The following is a 15,363-nucleotide window of genomic DNA, read 5'->3' as shown; positions in this document are numbered from 1 at the left end:
AGGCGTGGGGCGGGTCCCCTCACTAGCCTGGGCCGGTGCAGGACGCGCCCTCGGAGGTCGACCCGGACTTCGCCCGCGAGTGGGTGGAGTTCTCCGACCCGGCCGATCCGCGGCACCGCGTGCGCGCCGACCTGACCTGGCTGGCCTCGGCCTGGACCTGCGTCTTCGGCCGCGGGTGCGCGGGCGTCGTCCCCGGCCGGGCCGACGACGGCTGCTGCAGCCACGGCGCCTTCTTCAGCGACGAGGACGACCTCGCGCGGGTCACCGCCGCCGTCGCCGACCTCGCCGACGAGGACTGGCAGCTCGCACCCGTCGGGCGTGGCGCCTGGACCGAGGAGGACGCGGCCGACGACGAGGGCGGCGTCCGGTCGCTGCGCACCCGGCTCGTCGACGGCGCCTGTGTCTTCCTCAACCGGCCGGGCTTCCCCGGTGGCACCGGCTGCGCCCTGCACCGGATGGCGGTGCGCGAGGACCTGCACCCGCTGCTGACCAAGCCCGACGTCTGCTGGCAGCTGCCGGTGCGCCGGGAGCAGGAGGAGGTCGAGCGGGCCGACGGCAGCACGGTGCTGGTCAGCACGATCGGCGAGTTCGACCGCCGTGGCTGGGGACCCGGCGGCGCCGACCTGCACTGGTGGTGCACCGGCTCCCCGGCCGCGCACGTCTCCCCCGAGCCGCTCGTGCTCACCTACGCCGCGGAGCTCACCGCCCTGGTGGGCCCCGCCGCCTACGCCGAGCTGCGCCGGCTGACCGAGGCTCGCCTGGACCAGGGGCTCGTCGCGCCGCACCCGGCGAGTCCCGCGCCGGTGCCCCTGACCCTGCAGCGCCGGCGGCCGGACGCCTGAGCACCGCTCGTCCCTCCGGGTACGGCGGCCCCCGATCGTCCGCCCGCGCCACTACCCTTCGCAGGACGACCGCATCGACCGGACGGCGAGGACTGTGATCGACGGACAGGCGGCGGGCTCGGGCGCGCGCGGGTCGGGGTCGTCGCCGAGCGGGCAGCGCAGCGACAACGCGCTGGTCGCACTCGTGCGGATCCCGGTGTTCCGGCGGCTGTGGGCGGCGATCACCGTCTCCAGCCTCGGCGACTGGCTGGGCCTGCTCGCCACCACCGCGATGGCTCAGCAGCTCACCCGCGACGAGTCGACGGCGATCCAGGGCGCGGCCATCTCCGGCGTCATCCTCACCCGCCTGCTGCCCGACCTGCTGCTCGGCCCGCTCGCCGGCGCGCTGGCCGACCGGCTGGACCGGCGCGTCACGGTCGTCGTCGGGGAGCTGCTGGCGTGCGGCCTGTACCTCTCGATCGCGGTCAGCTACGAGCTGACCTGGCTCTACGTCGCGCAGTTCCTCGTCGAGGCGGTCGGGCTGTTCACCAACCCGGCCAAGCAGGCGATCTGGGTCGCCATCGTGCCGAGGGAACGGCTCGCGGTGGCCAACCAGGTCTCGCTGTTCAGCGTCTACGGCGCGGTCCCGGTCGCCGCGCTGCTGTTCGCCCTGCTGTCCACGGCCGCCCGCGTGTTCCCCGGCACCGGCGAGGCCGACCCCGCGCGGACGGCGATCGTCGTCGCGCTGCTGTTCAACTCCGTCAGCTTCGCGCTCTCGGCGACCGTCTTCTTCCTGTCCCGCCGGCTGATCCCGCCGACGGCCACCGACCGGCAGGCGCCGGGCAACGTGTTCTCCCTCGTCGTCGAGGGCGTCTCGTTCCTGCGGGGCCAGCCGCTGATGCGCGCCCTCTACGTCGGCGTCATCGGCGCGTTCGGCGCCGGCGGTCTGATCATCGGCGTCGCGCAGCTCTACATCGCCACCCTCGACGCCGGCGCGGCCGGCTACGGCGTGGTGTTCGGCATCGTCTTCACCGGCCTGGCCCTGGGCATGCTCGCCGGGCCGCGGATCCTGCCGACCGTGCCGCGGCGCACGCTGTTCGCGCGGTCGATCGGCCTGGCCGGCGTCGCGCTGCTGGCGATGTCGGTGCTGCAGAACTTCGTCCTGGCCACGGCCGCGGCCTTCCTCGTCGGCCTGTTCGCCGGGGTCAGCTGGATCATCGGCTACACGCTCATCGGGTTCGAGGTCGAGGACCGCCTGCGCGGGCGCGTCTTCGCCTTCGTCATCTCGTCGGTGCGCATCGTGCTGCTGCTCGCGGTCGCCGTCGGTCCCGGGCTCGCCGGGCTGCTCGGCACGCACGACCTGCGCGTCGGGGAGCTGGTGCTCACCCTCACCGGCCCGGGCCTGACGCTGATGCTGGGCGGGGTCCTCGCGCTCGTCGTCAGCGCCTACGCCGTCCGGCAGGTGGCCCCCCGCGGGCGGTCGGGCACCCGCCCGCGCGACATGCTGCGCCTGCTCTGGGGTAGCTCGGACATCCTGTCGGCGTCGGCCAGCGGCGTCGGGCTGTTCGTCGTCGTGGAGGGCGCCGACCGCGACCTCACCCGCCGCTACACCGCCGACCTCGCCCGCGTCCTGCGCGGGTCCGGCCGCCCCGTCGTGACCACCCACGAGCCCAGCGACACCGCCCTGGGCCGCCAGGTGCGCCAGCTGCTGTACCCGGCGACGCCGGAGGCCACCCCGGGCAAGCCGCTCACCGACGGCGAGGGCCGCCCGGTGGCCGCCTACACCGCGGCGCTGCTGGCCGCCGCCGACCGGGCCGAGCACGTGGCGACGGTCATCCGGCCGGCCCTGCAGCGGCGCGAGATCGTGGTCTGCAACCACTACGTGGACACCTCGCTCGCCTTCCACGGCGCCGGCCAGGGCCTCGACGCCGACCGCATCTTCCGCACGTCGCTGTGGGCCACCCGCGGCCTGCTGCCCGACCTCACCGTCGTCGTCGACTCGCCGGTCACCGCGGGCCCGGCCGACGCCGACGCCGAGGCGGTGCGCGCGGGCTTCCTCGCCCGCGCCGACGCGGCTCCCGACCGCTACGTCGTCGTCCCCGGTGAGCTGCTCGACCTCGCCGCCCCGGCCGACGGCGACGGACTGGTGTCCGCCGCCGTCAGGACGCGGCTGACCACCCTGCTGGCCCAGCGCTACCCCGAGGCCGACGGCGAGCGGTCCGACGGCGCCGCCGGCGCGGCCGACCCGCCGGTCGGCGCGGCGCGGACCGGTACCGGGGGGACCGCGAGCGCTCCGTAGTCTGGCGCACGTGACTGCCCCGGTGACCCCCTCCCCGGTGCCCCGCTCCCCGGGGGCATGGACCGCCGAGGACACCGAGGAGGTCGTCTGCTGCCTCTGCGGCGTGCGCGGGCGGCCCGTCCACGACCTCCCGCCGTTCGGCGTCGTCCGCTGCCCGTCGTGCTCCCTGGTGTTCATCAGCCCCCGGCTGCGGCCGGAGGCCCTCCAGCGCCTCTACGACGACGTCGGCTACTTCGAGGGCGGCGTGTACGGGGACGCCGCACAGGAGCCGCGCCGGTTCGACCCGGCGATGCTGCTGCAGCGCACCTGGACCGCCGGCCGGCTGGCCCTGCTCGACCGGGTCCGCGGTCGCGTGCCCGGCGGCCGGCTGCTCGAGGTCGGCGCCGGCTACGGCCTGTTCCTCGACGCCGCCCGGACGGCGGGCTGGGACACCGCCGGCGTGGAGCTCTCCCGCACCGGCGCCCGGCACGCCGTCGAGACCCTCGGCCTGGACGTCTCCTGCGGCCAGCTCGCCGACGCGCCGCTGACCCCCGGCTTCGACGTCGTGTGCGCGTGGGACACCGTCGAGCACGTGCCCGACCCGCTCGACTTCTGGCGGACGGCGCGGTCGCTGGTGGCCGACGACGGCGTGGTGCTGTTCTCGACGCCCTACGTCTCGTCGCTGCCGGCCCGGCTGCTCGGCACCCGGTGGTGGACCCTCAAGCCCGCCGAGCACATCTGGCACTTCAGCCCGCGCACGCACGCGATGGTGCTGGCGCGGGCCGGGTTCGCCCTCACGCGCGTGGTGCGCAGCCCGCTGGCGCCGGGCAACGCCGGGCGCCTGGACTCCCTGGTCGGCGTCGCCCGGCCGATCCCCCTCTAGGCCGCCGAGCCCTCCGCGGCCGGCACCGCCGTGGCCGTGCGGAACGTCTGCCGGTAGGCCCGCGGGGAGACGCCCCGGCGGCGGGCGAACTGCTCGCGGAACCCGGCGGCCGTGCCGAACCCCACCAAGCGCGCGATCTCCTCGACCGGGGCGTCGCTCTCCTCGAGCAGGGTCTCGGCGGCGGCCAGCCGCTGCGCCAGCAGCCAGGCGTGCGGCGTCGTGCCGGTGGTGGCCTTGAAGCGGCGGGCGAAGCTGCGCGGGCTCATGAGCGCGCGCCGGGCGAGCACCTCGACGCTGATCTCCTCCGCCAGGTGCGCCCGGGCCCAGTCGAGGACGAGACCCAGCAGGTCGTCCTCGCAGCGGGCCACCGGGGTGTCGATGAACTGCGCCTGCCCGCCGTCGCGGTGCGGGGGGACGACCATCTCGCGGGCCAGCGCGTTCGCGGCGGCGGAGCCCCACTCGCGGCGGACGAGGTGCAGCAGGGCGTCGACGCCGCTCGCCGTCCCGGCGCCGGTGATGATCGTGCCCTCGTCGACGTAGAGCACGCGGGGGTCGACGTCGACCTGCGGGTAGCGGGCGGCCAGCTCACCGGCGTAGCGCCAGTGGGTGGTGGCCCGCCGCCCGTCGAGCAGGCCGGCCGCCGCGACGACGAAGGCACCGGTGCAGTGGCTGACGATCTGGGCGCCGCGGGCGTGCACGGCGCGCAGCGCGTCGAGGACCACCGCCGGGACGGGCGCCGAGAGCTTCTCCCAGGCGGTGACCAGGACGATGTCGGACACCGCCAGGCGCTCGAGACCGTGCTCGACGTAGAGGGCCAGGCCGGTGTCGGTGCGCACGACCCCCGGCCGTTGGGAGACGACCGCGAAGTCGAAGCGCGGCATGCCCACGCGGGTGTAGTCGTAGCCGAAGACCTCGGCGGCGACGCCGAGGCCGAAGGCGCCGAAGACGCCGTCCCCGGCGAGCAGGCTGACGACGAGCGGGCGGTCGGATCCGGTCACCGCGTCATCATGGCAGGAATGACGCGGTCCATGTCACCCCTGCCACTCGTCGGGTCCCGGGAGCCGGAGCAGGCTCATCGCATGTTGCTGATCACCTGCCCCGTGACCCGGACCGACGAGCTGGTCGCCGACCGGCGGATCCGGTCGGTCGCCAACCACCCGACCCACCTCGCACTGTCGGTGGAGTGCCCCGCCTGCGGCAGCGTGCACGTCTACCGGACCGGCCGTCGCTGGGAGTCCCGCCCGGCCGCGGCGCCCGCTCGGCCTGCGGCGGAGCTCGCGCGCGCCTAGCATCGAACACATGAGCGAATCGAACGTGAACACCGGACAGGCCGGCGACCCGAGCGCCGAGAAGGACCCGTCGGACTGGGTGACCGGTGACGAGCCCGCCACCGGCGCGCAGAAGAGCTACCTGCACACGCTGGCCCGCCAGGCCGGCGAGGACGTGCCGGACGACATCACGAAGGCCGACGCGTCCATCAAGATCGACGAGCTGCAGGAGGAGACCGGGCGGGGTCAGTGACCCCGCCCGGCCCCCGGGCCCGGTGACGAGTCGGAACGGGCCTCCTGCAGTTCCCACCGCGGGCAGGTGACGTGCTGGAACGGCCCCTTCGCAGGCAGAAGGACCGTCCTCCTCACCGCTCGCGAGCTCGCGGCGAGCCTCGGGACGGGGCCCGGCCCGAGCGTGCGAGCGGTGGGGGCAGGTGACGTGCTGGAACGGCCCCTTCGCAGGGCCCCGCCCCGAGCGTGCGAGCGGTGGGGGCAGGTGACGTGTTGGAACGGCCCCTTCGCAGGGCCCCGCCGCGAGCGTGCGAGCGGTGGGGGGCGAAGGGGTCCTTCGACTACTGCTCGAACTTGTAGCCCAGGCCGCGCACCGTCACCAGGTGCTTGGGGTTGGCGGGGTCGGGCTCGATCTTGGCCCGCAGCCGCTTGACGTGGACGTCGAGCGTCTTGGTGTCCCCGACGTAGTCCGAGCCCCACACCCGGTCGATGAGTTGCCCGCGGGTGAGCACGCGGCCGGCGTTGCGCAGCAGCAGCTCGAGCAGGTCGAACTCCTTGAGCGGCAGGGACACCGGCTCGCCGTCGACGGCGACCACGTGCCGCTCGACGTCCATCCGCACCGGGCCGGCCTCCAGCGCGCCGTCGGCGGGCGCCTCGACGTCGCCGCGGCGGCGCAGCACCGCGCGGATGCGGGCGACCAGCTCGCGGGCGGAGTAGGGCTTGGTGACGTAGTCGTCGGCGCCGAGCTCGAGGCCGACGACCTTGTCGACCTCGGAGTCCTTGGCCGTGAGCATGATGATCGGCACGTTGCTCCGTGAGCGCAGCGCCCGGCAGACCTCGGTGCCCGGCAGGCCGGGGAGCATGAGGTCGAGCAGGACGATGTCGGCCCCCGCGCGGTCGAACTCGGCGAGCGCGTCGGGTCCGGTGGCGGCGACGACCGCCTCGAACCCCTCGCGGCCGAGCATGTAGGACAGCGCGTCGGAGAAGGACTCCTCGTCCTCCACCACGAGCACTCGGGTCATGACCGTCCTTCCTGGAGGACCCCGGCAGCGGCGTCGGGCGCCGCACCGGTGGGATCGGGGCGGTCGGAGGGGTCCTCGACCGCCAGGGGGATGCGGAGGGTGAACGTGGAGCCGAGCCCCTCCTCACTCCACACGCTCACCGAGCCACCGTGGTTGCTGGCCACGTGCTTGACGATGGCCAGGCCCAGCCCGGTTCCCCCGGTGCTGCTCGCCCGGGACTGGTCGACGCGGTAGAAGCGCTCGAAGACCCGCTCGCGGTCGGCACGCGGGATGCCGATCCCGCTGTCGGTCACCGCGATCTCGGCCGCCCCGCCGCGCGCCCGCGCCCCGACGGCGATCCTCGTGTTCTCGGGGCTGTAGGCGACGGCGTTGGCCAGCAGGTTGGTCACCGCGGTGGTGAGCTGGGACTCGACACCGCGCACCACCAGCCCGCGCCGGCCGCCGACGGCGATGCTGATCCCCTTCGCGGCGGCGGCGAGGCCGGTGCGGTCCACGGCCTCGGCGAGCACCGTGTCGACGTCGACGGGCACGAGCTCCGGCAGCGGCTCGGCGCCCTGCAGCCGCGAGAGGTCGATCAGCTCGCGCACCAGCTTGGCCAGCCGGTCGGCCTCGTGTGCCATCCGGGCGGCGAAGCGCTGGACGGTCTCGGGGTCGTCGGCGGCACCCTGCATGGCCTCGGCGAGCAGGCCCAGCGCACCGACGGGCGTCTTGAGCTCGTGTCCCACGTTGGCGACGAAGTCGCGGCGGACGGCCTCGACCCGGCGGGCCTCGGTGACGTCCTGCAGCACGAGCGCGACCGGGCCCGGGACGACGGTGGGGACGGCGTCGAGCGGGATGCCGTGCACGCCGACCAGCCGCGACCCGCCCCCGACGACCTCGCCGGGCAGCGACACGTCGGCCCGCCGACTCCCCGAGGCGTGCACCTCGCGGACCAGGCCCTGCAGCGCCGGGACCAGCAGCCGCCGCTCGCGGACGATGCCGAGCGCGCGCGCCGCCGGGTTGGCGACCACCACCGCGTCGTCCTTGTCGAGGATGACCACGGCGGGGTCCATCAGGTCGAGCAACCGGCGGGCGTGCGCGGCCTCGCGCTCGGCGTCCCCGGGGTCGGCGTCGGCCTGCTCGGCCGCGGCGGAGCGCCGCGAGGCCAGCAGGACTGCGACGGCCCCCAGGACCACGCCGACGACGAGACCGCACAGGGCGGCCAGCAGGCTCACGGCGCCGATGCTAGGCCGCACGACGACGTGGTCATCCCCCGTGTGGGTGGCGCCGGAACCGGGTACAGAGTTTGTTCACGCTCGGGTGTCCCCGCGTTCATCGCCCTGCGACTCGCAGCCGCCATCCAGCACCTACCCTCGTGTACAGGCGACGGCGCACCGAGCAGGAGGTGTCCGGACGGCGGTGCCCGGCGTGCGCCGGCCGACGAGGAGGACCCGTGCGCGAGCACTACCGTGAAGAACTCGAGGACATCAACACCTGCCTGGTGGAGATGTCGAACTCGGTCGGCTCGGCCATGAACAAGGCGACCACCGCCCTGCTCGACGCCGACGTCGCGCTCGCCGACCTGGTCATCGCCGGGGACCAGCACGTCGACGCGGTGCGCGAGAGCATCGAGGAGCGCTGCTTCACCCTGTTGGCCCGCCAGCAGCCGGTGGCCACCGACCTGCGCACCGTCACCACCGCGATGCGGATCGTCGCCGACCTCGAGCGCATGGGCGACCTTGCGGTGCACGTGGCCAAGCTGGCGCGGATGCGCTTCCCCGAGTCCGCCGTCCCGGCCGAGGTGCGGCCGATCTTCCTCGAGGCCGGCCACGTCGCGCAGAGCCTGGTCAGCAAGACCGGCGCGGTCATCGCCAAGCTCGACGTGCAGGCCGCCGCCGAGCTCGAGCGCGAGGACGACCTCATGGACCAGCTGCACCGTCAGCTGTTCACCGAGCTGCTCAGCCCCGGCTGGCCGCACGGCATGGAGTCGGCGATCGACATCACGCTGCTCGGGCGCTACTACGAGCGCTTCGCTGACCACGCCGTCAGCGTCGCCCGCCGCGTGGTCTTCCTCGTCACCGGTGAGCGCGAGATGACCGCCATCCCGGGCTGAGACCCGCGCACGACGAGGGGCTCCCGCCCACCCGGTCGGGAGCCCCTGGTCGTGCGGTCGTCCGCTACTTCTTGCCCTGGTTCCTGACCGCCTCGATCGCGGCGGCGGCGGCCTCCGGGTCGAGGTACTCACCACCGGGCTTCACCGGCCTGAGGTCGGCGTCGAGCTCGTAGCGCAGCGGGACGCCGGTGGGGATGTTGAGTCCCACGACCTCGTCCTCGCCCATGCCGTCGAGGTGCTTGACCAGCGCGCGCAGGCTGTTGCCGTGCGCGGCGACCAGCACGGTGGCGCCGCTGCGGAGGTCGGGGACGATCGCGTCGTACCAGTACGGCAGCATCCGCACGACGACGTCGGCGAGGCACTCGGTGGCGGGGCGCACCTCGGGGGGCAGGAACGCGTACCGCGGGTCGCCGTCCTGGGAGTACTCGCTGCCGGGCTCGATGGGCGGCGGCGGGGTGCTGTAGGAGCGGCGCCAGACCATGAACTGCTCCTCGCCGTACTCGGCGAGAGTGGCGGCCTTGTCCTTGCCCTGGAGTGCGCCGTAGTGCCGCTCGTTGAGCCGCCAGGAGCGGCGCACCGGGATCCACTGCCGGTCCGCGGCGGCCAGCGCCAGCTCGGCGGTGGTGATCGCGCGCCGGAGCAGCGAGGTGTGCAGGACGTCGGGCAGCAGGCCGTGCTCGGTGAGGAGCTGCCCACCGCGGGCGGCCTCGGTGCGGCCCTTCTCCGACAGCTCGACGTCGACCCAGCCGGTGAACAGGTTGGCCCTGTTCCACTCGCTCTCGCCGTGGCGGAGGAGCACGAGGGTCCCGGGGCCGTTCACCGCAGACTGCGTCACGCCGTCCATCCTGCCCGACCCGGCCGGGACCCTGCGCCCCGAGACCCGCGTCACCGGGTCAGCAGCGGCCAGAGCACCCAGACCTCGTAGAGGACCGGCGGCACCAGGCCGAGCAGCAGCCACGGGCTGCGCACCCGCCGGGCCGCGCCCCAGCGCACCGCCGCCACCAGCGCCACGCTGCAGGCGAGGGAGACGCCCAGCCACAGCACGGTCGCGCCGACGTCCACGACGAACAGCTGGGCGAGCGCCAGCTGCACCGCGCACAGCAGCAGCGGGTACACCAGGCCGGTCGCGGCCACGACGCCCATCAGCGCGCGCCCCGTCCGCTCCTGCTGCACCGGTGGGTCCTGCACGCGCCCCACGCTAGGCGGAGGGCGACGCCCGCGCGCCCGGCCGGCGGCCGGGCAGCCAGACGAGGACCACGACGGCGGCGACCGCCGAGGCGGCGGCCGTGCCGACGGCGGTCACGTGCATCGCCGAGACGAAGGCGTCGCGGGCGGTGTCCTCCAGCTGCACGGCCGCGGCGAGGGCGGCCTCGTCGCCGGCCGCGCGTGCCTGCGTCCCCGCCGTCCGGGCCGCCTCCAGGGTCGCTGCGATGGAGGTGCTGGCCTCCGCGCGGGAATCCGCGGGCAGCACGTCGACGGCCCGGCCCACGCCGGCCGCGTACGCGGTGGCCAGCACCGAGCCGAGGATGGCCACCCCGAGCGCGCCGCCCACCTGGCGGACGGTGTTGTTCACCGCGGCCCCGGCCCCGGCCTTCTCCCGCGGCACGACGGACATGATCGACTCGGTGGCCGGCGCCATGACCGCCCCCATCCCCAGGCCCTGCACGCTCAGCGCGGTGAGCAGCAGCCACAGCGGTGCGGCCTCGTCGAGCAGCTGGAACGCCAGGAACGACAGCGTGATGAGCACGAAGCCCGCGGCGCAGACGGCCTTCGCGCCGAACCGCTCGGCCAGCCGGGAGCTCTGCGGCGCCATGACCGCCATGCCCAGCGCGACCGGGATGAGCGCTGCACCGGACTGCAGCGGGTCGTAGCCGCGCGCGCCCTGCAGGTAGTAGACGAGGTAGAAGGTGGCACCCATCAGGGCGAAGAAGTTGAGCGCCAGCGCCGCGGCGGCGGCGGAGAACGCCGGGTCGCGGAACAGCGAGACGTCGAGCGCCGGGTGCGCCGACCGCCGCTGCAACCACACGAACAGCACCATGAGCAGCGCGCCGCCGACCAGCGGCACCAGGACGCCGGGCGTGCCCCAGCCCACCCCGGAGCCGCCGTGGATGATCCCGTAGACCAGCCCGGCCAGCGCCGCGATCGACAGCAGGACGCCGGGGACGTCGAGCCGCCCCGGCGACGGGTCGCGGGACTCCGGGACGAACGCCAGGGTGCCGGCGATGCCGAGCACGGCCACCGGGACGCCGATGAGGAAGATCGCGCCCCACCAGAAGTGCGTGAGGACCGCGCCGCTCGCCAGCGGGCCGCCGGCGACGGCGAGACCGGCAGTGGCCGCCCAGATGCCGATCGCCCGGCCGCGCTCGCGGGCCGGGAAGACGTTGGTGATGACCGCGAGGGTGGTCGGCTGCACGGCCGCGCCGCCGACGCCCATGACCGCGCGCCAGGCGATGAGCTCCAGCGGGCTGCCGGAGAAGGCCGCGGCCACCGACCCGGCGGCGAACACGCCCAGGCCGATCAGGAGCACGCGACGGCGGCCGATCCGGTCGCCGACGACGCCCCAGGAGAACAGCAGCCCGGCGAAGACGACGATGTAGGCGTCGACGGCCCACTGCAGCTCGCCCTGGGTGGCGCCGAGCTCCCGCTGCAGGGTCGGGATCGCGACGTTGAGCGTGGTGTTGCCCGTGATCACCACGAGCAGGCAGACGGTCATCGTGGCGAGCACCCACCAGCGCCGCGGGTGGCCGGGGTCCTCCTCGGCGTCCCCGGCGGCCCGGTCGCGCTCGGTCGCGGTCACACCCCGCCGTCCGGGGTGGCGCCTCCCCCACCGTCCCGCCGGCCGGACCCGGCGTCGGCCGTGCCGCCGGACCCGCGACCGGCCTGCGCGAAGGCGGCGAAGGCCTCGAGATTGCGCAGTGACTCCCCGCGCTTGACCCGCCACTCCCACTCGCGGCGGATGGAGCTGCCGAACCCGATCTCCAGCAGCGTGTTGAACGAGTCGTCGGCGTAGCTGAGCACCGCGCCGAGCACCCGGTCGAGCTCCTCGGGCGTGACGGCGGCGTGCGGCAGCCGGCCGGTCAGGTAGACGTCGCCGACCCGGTCGACCGACCACGCGACGCCGTACATGCGGGCGTTGCGCTGCAGCAGGTGCGTCCACAGCTGCTCGCGGTTCTCGTCGGGCTGGCGGCAGACGAACGCCTCGACCCGCAGCGCGTGCTCGCCGACGACCAGCCCGCACACCGTCTTGAGCTTGTGGGTGCCGGGCAGGTCGACCAGCCAGCGGCCGGGCGCGGGGTGCTCGTGCACCAGCTCCGCGTCGCGCAGCGTCCGGTCGATCACCGCGTCCAGCCCCGCCACGACGTCGTCGCGGGCCATCCGGGCTCCGTCGTCGCCGTCGGCGCTCACCAGGCCACCTGCGTGCCGAGGGGGACGCCGATGACCGGCCGCAGCGCGCGCCGGACGGCACCGGCCCGCTCGGCCGCCGCGGCGGTGTAGGCGTCGACGAGCGCGTCGGCGGTGCGGTCCCACGAGAAGGCAGCGGCGTGCCGGCGGGCGCCGGCGGCCAGCAGCGGGCGGCGGGCCAGCACCGCGCGGATCGCCGCGGCGTAGGCGGCGGGGTCACGGCCGGCGACGAGCACGCCCGAGACGCCGTCGCGGACGGCGGTGGGCAGGCCCCCGACCGCGGCGGCCACCACCGGCGTGCCGCACGCCTGCGCCTCGAGGGCCACCAGCCCGAAGGACTCGTTGTGGCTGGGGACGACGGCGACGTCGGCGGCCCGGTAGTGCAGCGCGAGCCGGTCGGGCGCCTGCGGCGGGAGGAACCGGACGAGGTCGGCGATGCCCAGGTGCGCGGCGAGCTCCTCGAGCTGGCGCGGTGCCTCCAGGCCCGAGCCGCTGGGCGCGCCCACCACGTGCACCCGCAGCCGGTCGCGCAGCGCGGGGTCGTCGGCGAGCATCCGGGCGGCCGCGGCCAGCAGCAGGTCGGGTGCCTTGAGCGGCTGGATGCGCCCGACGAAGGTCAGCACGACGGCGTCGGCGGGCACGCCGAGGGCGCGGCGGGCGGCGAGCCGGTCGCCGGGGGTGAACCGGTCGAGGTCGACACCCGGCGGCACGACGAGTGTGCGCCGCGGGTCGGCCCCGTAGTGGTCGACGAGCTGGCGGGCCTCGTCGGCGGTGTTGGCGACCAGCCGGTCGGCCTCCACGACCACCTGCTCCTCGCCGATCACGCGCAGCCGCGGCTCGGGCCGGTCGCCGTCGGCCAGGGCGGCGTTCTTGACCTTGGCGAGGGTGTGCGCGGTGTGGACGAGCGGCACGTTCCACCGGTCGCGCGCGAGCCAGCCGACCTGGCCGGAGAGCCAGTAGTGCGAGTGGACGACGTCGTAGTGCCCCGGCTCGTGCTGGGCCTCCTCGCGCAGCACCCCGGCGGTGAAGGCGCACAGCTGCGCCGGCAGCTCCTCCTTGCCCAGGCCCTCGAACGGCCCGGCGCTGACGTGCCGCACCGTCACGCCGGGGGTCATCTCGACCACCGGGGGCAGGTCGCTGGAGGTGGCGCGGGTGAAGACGTCGACGGCGATGCCCCGGGCGGCCAGCCGGCGGGAGACCTCGACGACGTAGACGTTCATGCCCCCGGCGTCGCCGGCGCCGGGCTGGTCGAGGGGGCTGGTGTGCACCGAGATGGTGGCGACCCGGCGCGGCGTGCGGTGCGGGAGGAGGCGGCGAGCAGCCACTCCGACCTCCCGCCCTGGTCCCCGTCGCGGGCGCCGTCCCAGCACCCCTGTCGACTCTCCATCCTGCAACAGCGTCAGGATGGCTCTATGCCCGGTGTCGCAGATGTCTCACCGTCCGGTCCGCGCGTCCTGCCGGGGTCGGGACGCACCGCCGTCGTCACCGGCGCCTCCAGCGGCATCGGCGCCGCCACGGCCGAGCGGCTGGCCGCCGAGGGCTTCGACGTCGTCCTGGGCGCCCGGCGGCTGGACCGGCTGACCGCGCTGGCGGAGAGGATCGGCGCCCGCGCGCTGCCGCTCGACGTCACCGACCCGGCCTCCGTCGAGGGGTTCGCGGCCGCGGTGGCGCAGGTCGACGTCCTGGTCAACAACGCCGGCGGGGCGTTCGACACCAACCCGGTGGCCGAGGCCGACCTCGACTCGTGGGCGCGCACCTACGACGTCAACGTGCTCGGCACCGTCCGGCTCACGAAGGCGCTGCTGCCGGCGCTGCGCGCCTCGGGCGCCGGCGACGTGCTGTTCGTCGGCTCGACCGCGGGGATGGTCAGCTACGAGGGCGGGGCGTCCTACACGGCGGCCAAGCACGGCGTGCACACGCTGGCCGAGACGCTGCGCCTGGAGCTGGTGGGCGAGCCCGTGCGGGTGGTCGTCGTCGCGCCCGGGATGGTCCGCACCGAGGAGTTCTCGCTCAACCGCACCGGCAGCCGGGAGGCCGCCGACGCCGTCTACCGCGGCGTGCGGGAGCCGCTGGTGGCCGAGGACGTCGCCGACTGCATCGCCTGGGCGCTCACCCGGCCGCACCACGTCAATGTCGACCTGCTCGTCGTCCGCCCGCGCGCCCAGGCCGCGCAGCACCGGGTGCACCGCGAGGGGTGAGCCGCCCCGTCGAGATCACGTGATCTCGACCGTTACGGCCCGCGTGGACGTCGAGATCGCGCGATCTCGACCGCGATAGACGGCAGGGAGCGCCGAGATCACGTGATCTCGGCGCGCTACAGCCGCTGGGGCTCGGGGACCAGGGTGACGCCGAAGCGCTCGCGGACGGCGTCGACCACGCGGTCGGCGAAGGCCATCAGCTCGGCCGCTGTCGCCCCGGGCTCGGTGGTGAGCGCCAGGCTGTGCCGCGAGGACGTCCCGACCCGGCCCTGCCGGGTGCCCCGGGCGAACCCGGCCGACTGCACCAGCCAGGCGGCGCTGAGCTTGACCCGCCCGTCGCCGGCCGGCCAGCTCGGGCACCCGGGCACCGCCTGGGCGGCCGGGACCACCGGGTTGGTGAAGAACGAGCCGGCGCTGCGGGTGTCGGGGTCCGCCGGGTCGACGACCATGCCCTTGCCGCGCCGCAGGTCCAGCACCGCGGCGCGGACGTCGGCCAGTGGCGCCCGCCCGCCGAGCTCCACACCCAGCCGCTTCGCCAGCTCGGCGTAGCCCACCGGGCGCGACAGCGGACCGGGGTCGAGGGCGAAGTCCACCCGCAGGACGACGAAGCGGCCGGGCTCCCGCTTGAGCCGGCTGTCGCGGTAGCCGAAGGCGCAGTCCCCGGGGGTCAGCGTGCGCTCGCTCTTCTCCGCGCGGTCGTAGACGTGCACCGCGCTGATCGTCTGGGCGACCTCCTGGCCGTAGGCGCCGACGTTCTGCACCGGCGTCGCGCCGGTCGAGCCGGGGATGCCCGAGAGTGCCTCCATGCCGGCCAGCTGCTGCTCCACGGTGAGGGCGACCAGGTCGTCCCAGTCCTCCCCGGCCTGCACCTCGAGGACGTCGCCGCGCCGCTCGACGCCGCGGGTGCGCACCGCGACGACGTCGCCGGCCCACCCCTCGTCGGGCGCGACCACGTTGGAGCCGCCGCCGAGGACCAGCAGGGGCCGGCCCGCCTCGTCGGCCTCCCGGACCGCCGCCACCAGGTCGGCGGCGTCGGTGACCTCGACCAGCCGCTCGACGGGGCCGCCGACCCCCAGCGTGGTCAGGTCGGCGAGACGGGCGTCGGAGCGGACCAGCACTCCCCCACGGTAGCCATGCCCCGCCAACGGCTCGGCCCGTCACGGACCAG

The 15,363-nt window shown here is 75.3% G+C and carries 16 protein-coding genes; 7 read left to right on the top strand and 9 right to left on the bottom strand.

Going from position 1 to position 15,363, the window contains the following annotated elements:
- Positions 1–35: 35 nt before the first annotated feature.
- The 3 genes from BM165_RS09140 to BM165_RS09130 all read left to right on the top strand — a co-directional run bounded on the left by BM165_RS09140 (position 36) and on the right by BM165_RS09130 (position 3,982).
- Positions 36–842, top strand: a complete 807-nt coding sequence (locus BM165_RS09140; RefSeq protein ID WP_075013237.1) for a DUF3109 family protein — start codon at positions 36–38, stop codon at positions 840–842.
- A gap of 94 nt (positions 843–936) precedes the next feature.
- Positions 937–3,120 carry a bifunctional MFS transporter/dTMP kinase gene (locus tag BM165_RS09135; RefSeq protein WP_075013236.1) on the top strand — a complete coding sequence of 728 codons (2,184 nt, stop codon included), beginning with the start codon at positions 937–939 and terminating at the stop codon, positions 3,118–3,120.
- 10 nt (positions 3,121–3,130) lie between these two features.
- The gene (locus tag BM165_RS09130; protein WP_244274151.1) at positions 3,131–3,982 is read left to right on the top strand and encodes a class I SAM-dependent methyltransferase; all 852 of its coding nucleotides are present in this window, start codon (positions 3,131–3,133) and stop codon (positions 3,980–3,982) included.
- Here the strand turns inward: BM165_RS09130 and BM165_RS09125 are convergent.
- Complete coding sequence (locus BM165_RS09125; protein ID WP_075013235.1) at positions 3,979–4,980, bottom strand: helix-turn-helix domain-containing protein; 1,002 nt, start codon at positions 4,978–4,980, stop codon at positions 3,979–3,981. The two genes, BM165_RS09130 and BM165_RS09125, sit on opposite strands and share 4 nt — an antisense overlap.
- Before the next feature lie 81 nt (positions 4,981–5,061).
- On the opposite strand from BM165_RS09125, the gene BM165_RS09120 reads away from it, so the two are divergent.
- Together BM165_RS09120 and BM165_RS09115 are read left to right on the top strand one after the other, a co-directional pair.
- Entirely contained in the window at positions 5,062–5,271 is a 210-nt protein-coding gene (locus tag BM165_RS09120; RefSeq protein WP_075013234.1) for a hypothetical protein, read from the top strand.
- Between the two features lie 10 nt (positions 5,272–5,281).
- Positions 5,282–5,503 (top strand): DUF3072 domain-containing protein, encoded by a 222-nt coding sequence (locus BM165_RS09115; RefSeq protein WP_075013233.1) that lies wholly within the window; start codon positions 5,282–5,284, stop codon positions 5,501–5,503.
- Between the two features lie 319 nt (positions 5,504–5,822).
- On the opposite strand, the gene BM165_RS09110 is transcribed toward BM165_RS09115, so the two are convergent.
- Complete coding sequence (locus tag BM165_RS09110) at positions 5,823–6,503, bottom strand: response regulator transcription factor (protein ID WP_075013232.1); 681 nt, start codon at positions 6,501–6,503, stop codon at positions 5,823–5,825.
- A complete protein-coding gene (locus BM165_RS09105; RefSeq protein WP_244274150.1) occupies positions 6,500–7,717 on the bottom strand; it encodes a sensor histidine kinase in 1,218 nt (405 codons plus the stop codon). Before BM165_RS09105 ends, BM165_RS09110 begins: the two co-directional genes overlap by 4 nt.
- Positions 7,718–7,935: 218 nt before the next feature.
- On the opposite strand from BM165_RS09105, the gene phoU reads away from it, so the two are divergent.
- Positions 7,936–8,595, top strand: coding sequence for a phosphate signaling complex protein PhoU (gene phoU, locus BM165_RS09100; RefSeq protein WP_075013231.1), 660 nt, complete (start codon positions 7,936–7,938; stop codon positions 8,593–8,595).
- Positions 8,596–8,659: 64 nt separating this feature from the next.
- Here the strand turns inward: phoU and BM165_RS09095 are convergent, their stop codons facing one another.
- The 5 genes from BM165_RS09095 to mshA are packed head-to-tail and all read right to left on the bottom strand — an operon-like array spanning position 8,660 to position 13,322.
- Entirely contained in the window at positions 8,660–9,430 is a 771-nt protein-coding gene (locus BM165_RS09095; protein ID WP_244274149.1) for a phosphoglyceromutase, read from the bottom strand.
- A 50-nt stretch (positions 9,431–9,480) separates the two neighbouring features.
- Complete coding sequence (locus BM165_RS09090; protein WP_143108097.1) at positions 9,481–9,783, bottom strand: hypothetical protein; 303 nt, start codon at positions 9,781–9,783, stop codon at positions 9,481–9,483.
- A 10-nt stretch (positions 9,784–9,793) separates the two neighbouring features.
- The gene (locus BM165_RS09085; protein WP_075013228.1) at positions 9,794–11,392 is read right to left on the bottom strand and encodes an MFS transporter; all 1,599 of its coding nucleotides are present in this window, start codon (positions 11,390–11,392) and stop codon (positions 9,794–9,796) included.
- Positions 11,389–12,000 (bottom strand): type III secretion system chaperone family protein, encoded by a 612-nt coding sequence (locus BM165_RS09080; protein ID WP_244274148.1) that lies wholly within the window; start codon positions 11,998–12,000, stop codon positions 11,389–11,391. The genes BM165_RS09085 and BM165_RS09080 overlap by 4 nt, the downstream gene beginning before the upstream one ends.
- Positions 11,997–13,322: a D-inositol-3-phosphate glycosyltransferase gene (gene mshA, locus BM165_RS09075; protein ID WP_075013227.1), complete on the bottom strand. Its 1,326-nt coding sequence runs from the start codon at positions 13,320–13,322 to the stop codon at positions 11,997–11,999. The genes BM165_RS09080 and mshA overlap by 4 nt, the downstream gene beginning before the upstream one ends.
- Positions 13,323–13,409: 87 nt before the next feature.
- On the opposite strand from mshA, the gene BM165_RS09070 reads away from it, so the two are divergent.
- Positions 13,410–14,195, top strand: a complete 786-nt coding sequence (locus tag BM165_RS09070) for an SDR family oxidoreductase (RefSeq protein ID WP_075013226.1) — start codon at positions 13,410–13,412, stop codon at positions 14,193–14,195.
- A gap of 116 nt (positions 14,196–14,311) precedes the next feature.
- Here BM165_RS09070 and BM165_RS09065 read toward each other — a convergent pair whose 3' ends face one another.
- Positions 14,312–15,313: a UDP-N-acetylmuramate dehydrogenase gene (locus tag BM165_RS09065; protein ID WP_075013225.1), complete on the bottom strand. Its 1,002-nt coding sequence runs from the start codon at positions 15,311–15,313 to the stop codon at positions 14,312–14,314.
- Between the last annotated feature and the right edge of the window lie 50 nt (positions 15,314–15,363).

This window comes from Geodermatophilus obscurus (genome assembly GCF_900115395.1).
Taxonomy (GTDB): Bacteria; Actinomycetota; Actinomycetes; order Mycobacteriales; family Geodermatophilaceae; genus Geodermatophilus; species Geodermatophilus obscurus_B.
Note: the sequence above shows the minus strand (reverse complement) of the source record. Positions and strands in the feature narration are given on the sequence as shown.